This is a genomic window from Nocardioides albidus, assembly GCF_006335005.1.
Taxonomy (GTDB): domain Bacteria; phylum Actinomycetota; class Actinomycetes; order Propionibacteriales; family Nocardioidaceae; genus Nocardioides; species Nocardioides albidus.
This window is the reverse complement of record NZ_VDMP01000020.1, coordinates 31,576-33,114: the sequence shown is the minus strand read 5'-3', so window position 1 is coordinate 33,114 and position 1,539 is coordinate 31,576. Positions and strand designations below refer to the sequence as shown.

2 protein-coding genes are annotated in these 1,539 nt (G+C 66.7%); both read right to left on the bottom strand.

The features are described from left to right. Positions 1 to 250: 250 nt before the first annotated feature. Entirely contained in the window at positions 251 to 1,018 is a 768-nt protein-coding gene (locus FHP29_RS06865) for an ABC transporter ATP-binding protein (protein ID WP_139622127.1), read from the bottom strand. Continuing rightward, positions 1,018 to 1,539: ABC transporter permease (locus FHP29_RS06860; RefSeq protein ID WP_420813392.1), on the bottom strand; the 522-nt coding region annotated here is incomplete at its 5' end. The genes FHP29_RS06865 and FHP29_RS06860, both read right to left, overlap by 1 nt.

Here is a 1,539-nt window from a genome sequence, read left to right as displayed (position 1 = left end):
CACGCGTCGCTCACCCCACGCGTCGCTCACCCCACGCGTCGGTCATCGCGGGAAGCGAGGGCGACGCCGCGTAGGGAGCGACGAAGGAGCGACCGGAGCGGAGGAGACCGAGCCTTTCCGCGAGCCGACAGGCTTGCCGCCAGACCGACGCAACCATCTACCGGACTCGACTGCGCGCGCGGCAGCGCGGCGCGAGGAACGAGCGACGCGCTCGCGCCATCCAACTCAGATGGCGCTCGCGCCATCCAACTCAGATGTCGTTGGCGATCTCGTCGTCGGAGTCGTCGTCCTCGACGTCGTAGCCGAGGTGGTGCACGCCCGCGACGGGGTCGCCGTCGAAGGTGAGACGGCCCTTCTCGAGGACGAGGACGCGGCTGCACATCTTGATGACCGACTCGGGCGAGTGGCTGACGTAGAAGAGGGTGCGATCCCCGCTGTTGCGGATCTGGCGCATCCTCTTCATGCACTTGACCCGGAAGGGCTTGTCGCCGACGGCGAGGACCTCGTCGGCGAGGAAGATGTCGGAGTCGACGTGGATCGCGATGGCGAAGCCGAGGCGGGCCTTCTGGCCTGAGGAGTAGTGGCCGACCGGGCCGTCGAGCGTGTGGCCGAGCTCGGCGAACTCGACGATGTCGTCGAACTTGCGGCGCACCTCGGCCTCGGTCATGCCGAGGATGGCGGCGTTGAGGTAGAGGTTCTCGCGGCCGGTCAACTGGTTGTGGAAGCCGGCGCCGGTGGCGATCAGGCCGGCGATCCTGCCGCGGGTGAGGATCGATCCCTCGTCGGGCCTCATCACGCCGTTGATCATCTTGAGCAGGGTGCTCTTGCCGGATCCGTTGAGTCCCATGATGCCGATGGACTCGCCGCGCTCGACGGTGAAGGAGACGTCGTCGATGGCCTTGAAGGTGTCGGTGGTCTGACGCCCCTTCGCCTTGGCGACCGCGACCTCCTTGAAGGTGCGGTGGTAGCGCAGGGTGAAGTACTTGGTGGCGTTCTCCACCACGATCGACTTGGCCATCAGAGGCGCTCCGGGATCTTGTTCTCGAGCCGGCTGAAGACGTACTGGGCGGCTGCGAGCACCAGCAGCGAGGCGCCCACGATGATGAACCCGTTGATGATGAGGTGCTCGGGCATCGCCTTGACGGCGTCGTGGCCGGGCGGCACGGTGCCGACCCAGAAGGCCCGCTGGAACAGCAGGACGGCGTCGGCGAGCGGGTTCCAGAGGTAGTACTGGGCGAACCGGCCGAAGCGGTCGTCGACCATCGCGTAGGAGTACATCATCGGCACGCCCCAGCGGACGAAGTTGTTGAAGACGCTGACGATGTTGCCGAAGTCGCGGAAGAAGACGTTCGCCGCGCTGAAGAACAGGGCGCCGGCCAGGCCGAGCGATCCGCAGATGAGCAGGCCGAGCAGCAGGGCGAGGACGTCGATCGGCTCGGGCGTCCAGCCCGAGAGCAGCGCGCTGATGATCAGGATCACGATCTGCGGGCCCACGTGATAGAGCGAGACCAGCATCGTCGCGACCGGGAACATCTCCCG